General features: G+C 57.6%; 6 protein-coding genes. 2 read left to right on the plus strand and 4 right to left on the minus strand.

All coding sequences use genetic code 11. From position 1 onward, the window contains the following. Positions 1-28 precede the first annotated feature (28 nt). From ASD02_RS24430 to ASD02_RS24445, 3 genes are all read right to left on the minus strand, one after another. A complete protein-coding gene (locus ASD02_RS24430) occupies positions 29-778 on the minus strand; it encodes a hypothetical protein (RefSeq protein ID WP_162255921.1) in 750 nt (249 codons plus the stop codon). Positions 779-919: 141 nt separating this feature from the next. Next, positions 920-1,951, minus strand: a complete 1,032-nt coding sequence (locus ASD02_RS24435) for a DUF1254 domain-containing protein (protein WP_057216407.1) — start codon at positions 1,949-1,951, stop codon at positions 920-922. Positions 1,952-2,529: 578 nt separating this feature from the next. Then, positions 2,530-3,183: a phosphatase PAP2 family protein gene (locus ASD02_RS24445; RefSeq protein ID WP_244494276.1), complete on the minus strand. Its 654-nt coding sequence runs from the start codon at positions 3,181-3,183 to the stop codon at positions 2,530-2,532. Between the two features lie 369 nt (positions 3,184-3,552). On the opposite strand from ASD02_RS24445, the gene ASD02_RS24450 reads away from it, so the two are divergent. Then, positions 3,553-4,242, plus strand: coding sequence for a Crp/Fnr family transcriptional regulator (locus tag ASD02_RS24450; protein WP_057206664.1), 690 nt, complete (start codon positions 3,553-3,555; stop codon positions 4,240-4,242). Between the two features lie 1,108 nt (positions 4,243-5,350). After that, the gene (locus tag ASD02_RS24460) at positions 5,351-6,073 is read left to right on the plus strand and encodes a hypothetical protein (RefSeq protein ID WP_057221255.1); all 723 of its coding nucleotides are present in this window, start codon (positions 5,351-5,353) and stop codon (positions 6,071-6,073) included. 24 nt (positions 6,074-6,097) lie between these two features. Here ASD02_RS24460 and ASD02_RS39045 read toward each other — a convergent pair. After that, positions 6,098-6,362: hypothetical protein (locus ASD02_RS39045; RefSeq protein WP_057221256.1), on the minus strand; the 265-nt coding region annotated here is incomplete at its 5' end.

The raw sequence follows: 6,362 nt of genomic DNA on the forward strand, positions 1-6,362 counted from the left end.
CTCGCACGCAGACGTCGTTGCGTTGCGACTAGAAATGGAAAACCAACCCCAGCATCGGGCCTTTCTGCACAACGTCATAGTCAAAGCCGCCGGAGCTGTAATCGACACCCATCGCGCGATATCCAGCCACTGCCGAAATGCTATCCTTGATTTGGTAGCCGATGGCACCTGCGACATCCCAATCAAGATCGGCTTGCCCGGCGCCGACATTCCCCCAACCCGTGAGGTAGAATTGATCCGTGAGGAAATACGTTCCACGGAAACCTGCGACGGCGTCGAGCCAGGTAGCGCTGTCTTCGCGGCTTATGCCATCTAGGAGGCCGCCGCTGAAAGATACCTTGGTGCTCGCGTACCAGAGGCGCGCCCCGGCAATCACGTCCAGATGGTCCCGGCCATTCGTCAGCAGGCTGTAGCCGCCTCCAACCAGACCCGAAAACGTCTCGGACGTCACACTGATCTTGTTCGTCAAAACCCTGGCGGGGCTGTGGCCACTTACAGAAAGCTTTGTGTAGATTACGTCGCTGAAAACGCTGAAACGGTCATATCTACCCTCTGCCACGCCCATAAATGCGAAATCCAGATCCTTGAGTATATCGCCGAAGTCGGACTTCAAGCTCGCCGGCGGATGGCCAAACTGCCCGACGGTGCCGTCGATGCCAGCAGCCCAGAAATACGGGCTGGCATTTAACTGCCAGCCAGACGAGGTCTCGCTGCCGGCTTCGGGTTGGAATGGCAGAAACTGCTTATCCGCAGCCTTCGCCGAAAGCGAAAGCGTCAAAACCGATGCGAATGCAGTTGAGCATACTGAAAAAAACTTTCCCCTCGATAACGGCTTCCGTTTCAGAAAAGGCCGCGCAGCGAATGGCACTCCGGATACGCGTGCGGGCGAAATCCGATCCGCCCGCCCGCATGAGCCGTCTTACGGCAAGGGTTGTGGCTGCGGGAAACTCCATTCGCCGCTCAATATCTCGGCACGCGGCTGATAGAGCCTCACCGTATAATTCCAGCCAGGCACGGTCGGCAGGCAGTTGACGATGTTGCCGTCGCAGCCGCCGAACTGGATGGTGATCGAGCCATCGTCGCTCTTCTTTGCCGTCAGGTTGTTCAGCGAATAGGCGTTGTATGGGTTCTTCTCGAAGTAGCCCTCGGCGTTGTAGACGCTGACCGACCAGAAACTATCGACCGGAACGTCTCCAACCTTGAGCGTATAGACGGTAGCTCCATCGTTCTTGGGCGCGTCCCCGCTGAGGTAGGTCGCATCTTTGGCGGGATTTCCGCCCCAGCCGGTCGCGGTGCCGATCAGGTGCCGGATCGGATCGACGGCTTCCTTTGTGCCGAAGGCGTTGTTGTAGTCGGGGATCGTCGAACCGAGGACGAGCAGGGCTTCGCGTATCTTCGTCTGGCTCGCTTGATCCCAGTTCGGCACCTCGAAATTTCCGGCGCCTGCCAAGCTGACCTTGATCGCGTCCTGAAGCTCATGAACCTGGTCTACGTCCTTCGGATCGGCAGGATCGACCAGCGTGCGAATCGCGACAAACACGTAACGCGTGCCGACATTCTCCTTCGTCAGCGTATAGCTGCCGGCGCCGTAGAAGACCGACGGCACATAGTGGTCCTCGCTGACTACCTGCATCGACATGAAGCGCTGGCCCGCATCGGGTAGCGTGACCGTGACGGGGCCGGCGTCGAGATCGAAAACCGCCTCCGAATAGAGCGTGTCACGATTCATGCGGATGACGTTCTGGTTGTCGATGGAGACCGGTTCGCGGCTATGGACGAACTGGCCGAAGCCGCCGTCCTTCACCGTCTTGCCTATGTACAAGTCGGACTCGGCGCGGACGAAATTCTCGACGCCGACGGGGGTTGCGGTGGTGGAGGGGGTCTGTGCGTTCGCACTCCCAAGCGTCGCCACAGACGCGGCGACAACGCAGATTACAGGCAAATACGGCATAAAATCTCCTCGATAATGCAATAGGTTACTTAAATCCCTAGCTTTGGGATTTTCTGTCGGTTGGCTTTCCAGATCCCCGCCGCGCACTTTGCTGCATCCTCCGAAAATTCGGACGTCCGCCGGCGAGGGAATGTTTACCGGTGAAATAGGAGACGCGTGTACGTCCTGGTGATTGTGGCACTTCGCTTGCCGTCCGCATCGAAGTATCTGTCTTCGCGGCATAGCCGCTCTTTGACGTCGCGGAAGATGCCATTGGCGAAAGTGAACTCCGCTTGGTCGAAATCACCCTGTGAAAACCGTTTGATTGCAGCCTTCTTACCAAGGTGCTTTTGCGTCAACCGGCGCGAAACACCCGTATTGTCGGCGCACATGTAGCGGTCACAGAGCACGCCTTTCTCCGGTGAGCGTAGCCCGCCCGCAGAAGAGGGTTTCCAAACGCTGCAGCCAGGAGGAGGCAGGAGGCGCTTTCTCGCTCGCATGGGGGACCACCGTGTCGCGGTTGTTTGCTGAGGGCAGAGCCGGACGCTAGATCAACCGGCTCGTGGAATACTTGAAAATTGTACAGAAGCCCGAGAATATTATCGTGCCGACAGAGCGGCTTCTTCCGCAACGCAGCTTGATGCCTCGGCCGCCCCCGCAGTCTTCAATTCGTCGCGTGCCGCCGCGACATCCGAGAGGAACTCTGCATTGTTATGCAGTTTTGCGACCGTCGCCGCACCCATAATGCGTCCCGCATCGACGTCGCTCTGCCAATGTGCATCACAAATTACGCGGCTCTGGCCGAATTCTATGCCGCGTTTCATCAGGAAATCGGCGCGTTCCGGGCTGATTTCGCTCAACACCAGCGCCCAGGCCCAGCCAGCCGCGGTATGGCCTGAAGGATACGAGCCGTCGGTTCGCAGCAGCGGCTCCTGATCGGGATAGCAGGTGCCTTCGTTATGGACCACGAAAGGACGAGTGCGATTGTAGGTGTTCTTCACGCCATACGTCGACAGGCCTGCATCAGTCAGGACCTTCTGCATCAAGCGATATAGGTGAGGGGTCTTTTCTTCATCAATATCGACGCCCATTGCGCAGGAGAAGTTTTTCGCCGGCTGCGGGAATTGCAGATCAGCGTCTGCGCGCGCCAGATCCCAGCGCGGCGTACCGCGCAGAGGTATGGTTGCGGCTCTCAACTCTTCGTCACGCGCAAGCGTCGCAGTACCGTCGGCCGGCGGCGGGGCAAGCAGCACAAGGCTATCGGGCAGATCCTTTTGCTTGAGATAGCCCGAAGCCAACTGGAAATGTGGATCCGTAATCTCTGGCTTTGCGGCGGTTTCTGCCGCGGCCGGTTCTATGCCTTGGCCGGCAAGTGCGATGACCGAGCACAAGGCCAATTGATAGATCTTCGATAGCATGCAAGAGCTCCTGGATATGCGATCTCGAGACGACCACATACGCGTGGCCGAACAATTCGATGGGGATGTGGGCAGGCATCAGCCGTAAACACGTAGAGAAGCCGGCTTACCCCTGATCGTCGCGGCCTCTTTCTTCTCGCCATAAAGTTGATACAGAGCTTTTGAACGGCACATTGTGTCGAACCGCACAATCTGGAGAAGAAAATGGCGCGTATGTCACGGGCGCATGCGGAACGCATCATGTGCGAGGCTGGGTGGCTGGCTCAAATGCCTGAAGCCTTCAGGGTACGCTTGCTGCAAAATGCGCTACTTCTGAAATTTGACGCAGGTCAGGTCATATTCCGTCCGGGCGACCCGGCCGGGGGCATTTATGGTCTTGTTTCAGGGACTGTGACCGTGGACACCGCGCCTCTCGACTCAACGCCGCGCCTGATCCACATCGCCGTACCCGGCGGATGGACCGGCGAAGACAGCTTCATGACCGGCAAGCCAAGACGGATCGAGCTGTTCGCGCGGAGCGAAACCTGGGTGATGCACGTCCCGCTGGAGACGATGGAGCAGATGGCCGCATCTGACCCGAACAACATTCGGGCTTTCGGCGTTATTTCTATCTTGGCGGCGGATAAACTACTTAGAATCGTACATGATCTGCAGAAGAAGAGTGTCAGCTCAAGAATTGCGTCAGTTCTGCATCGCATGTCCTGGTCGACAGATGCTCCTATTTCCGTTTCCCAGGAAAATCTCGGTATCTTGACGAACACATCCCGCAAGCAAGTCAACAGCGCCATCCAACGTTTCGTCGAGGCCGGTTGGATTGAAACCGGTTATCGCTCAATAATCGTTACCAACCCGTCGGCTTTGCGGCGGCATGCTGAACAGGATGTGGCAGACTGATATGTTTCAGCGACCAGAGAGCCCTGTTGTAAAGAACGAAATGGGTGCGGAATGGGATCTTTTGTGTTCACGACTACATCATGCGTGCGAGTCCGCCTGGATGCTTCGCAGAGATCGTGCGATACGCGAGCTGCTGACATGATCCGGGCGACGCTGCTCAATGGGAGCAATCCGCCGCGCTAAATCACGAGAGTAGCACTTTGGGTTCGAGTGGTGGCGCTGTTTACCCCTCCTGCCCTCACCTGCCCGACCAGCAAACCTGCGTATCGATGATACCGTCTCTGGCGGCCATCATCATTGAGACGATGCAGGGCGCATGCTTACGACAGCCCCGACGATGCGCTTTCTCTCGTCAGGCGGAAACGCTGCGATCGGTTCCGCAAATCGATGTGGCGAGCGGACGACAACTTCCGTAGAGAAACCGTCGCTTGTCCGGCTTTCGATCTCCGACTGTCAGACCGGACGGCGGGCCACCTAAATCGTTCACGCTTGCAGATCGTGAACCGTTTGGCTGAGAGAGGAGCCCAGGACCTGGTCGCCACGTGCGGATCATCTAATGGTCGCCGGTATACTCTGAACGGGCTCTCATTCCATTTCGGACGGTCCGCAAGCCCTCTCAGCCGTCGACGGACCACCTTCCCGCCGCGCCAGTTCATTCTCGATAGCTTCACGGACGAAGGCCGCAATACCGTAATTTCCAACCAAGGCCTTGATCCGCTCTTTCGTTGCCGGCGAGAGGCGAATTTTTGTTTCTTTGACGTTTAGCGGCGGTCGTCCCATAAAATTCCTGTTCCGCCTGTTTTGTCGAAACAAACACCAGCCGCCATAAAACGGGCCCGTTTATTGACGAATTAAACGGGGACGTTTATCGTTGTATTGCAATACGGCTGGATTGCGTGTTCGCGCACGCTATCCAGCCTAACCACAACCTAGCTAGCTGGAGCTCGGATCATGGCTGATTCTGAGAATAGCAGAACTTTGCCTGCAATCACCCGTAGAGAAGAAAATTTTGNATCGGTCAGCCGGTCGGCTTCGGCCACTTCGCTGGATTGCGTGTTCGCGCACGCTATCCAGCCTAACCACAACCTAGCTAGCTGGAGCTCGGATCATGGCTGATTCTGAGAATAGCAGAACTTTGCCTGCAATCACCCGTAGAGAAGAAAATTTTGAGAACGGCGCGATCGAAAAGCTACCGTACGTGATCGACCGCCGAAACCTTCTGCCCGTCGCGGCGCGCTTTCTGGGCGCCCGTATTGCCGATCCGAACGGCCCGCGAAGAGCGAGCGGTCCAACGCCTGTCCGCGAAATGTGGCCACGATGGTATGCCCGTCATAAGCAACTGTTGGAGGCGACGCGCTTCAGACAAAAGCTAGAAACAGAAATGCTGGAGCGAGCCGGCGGTTTTCCGGTTGCCGAACTGCAGATTGTTGGAAGCGACCAGCCGGTGGTGGTGCACTCTTTCGCCGAGCTCAATCGCCTGGCTTACCAGGTGGATACCGACCAACTGTCTCGGGCAAGGACTGAACTTCGTCAGCGCCGGAAACAATGGAAAAAGGCCGACAAGCACCTGGGCTACAGCGACGCTGTTACCCTGGAACAAGAGCTCGCGCGACATCTAGGAATATTGGGCCGTGTCATGTGGATCACGAGGCCGTCCTGCCTGATCGAAATCACCGCGAAGCTCCATTGCCTGATCATGACACACGACCCGGGCTTGAAGCTCGAAGAGGCACCCTGGCCAGAGTTGCGGACCATGCTCAGGGATCTTATGCGCATGGAAGAACGGGCCGGCGAGACACGGGCTTCTCGCTCGAGCCTGGAGGCAAGCTGAATGGACCTGGCCTATCCTGATCAATCAGCAAAGGTTCGAGACATTCTGGCCTTGGCGACGCAGTACCGAGACGCGGCCGTCACGCTTGGTGAGGGCGTGTCCAAGTCCGGCCACCCGCCGCGACGCCTTCTCGCTCTCCATTCCATTGAGCTCCATCTGAATGCTCTCCTGCTTGCCAAGGGCCTTGATCGCGACACTGTTGACGGTTTGCAGCTCGATCTTGGCGAGCGGACACGAAGAGCAGTGGACGCCGGCCTCGTTCTGCGCAGGCGCACGGCGGAGCACCTGG

It is taken from the genome of Ensifer sp. Root1252, assembly GCF_001425885.1.
GTDB classification, from domain to species: Bacteria; Pseudomonadota; Alphaproteobacteria; order Rhizobiales; family Rhizobiaceae; genus Ensifer; species Ensifer canadensis.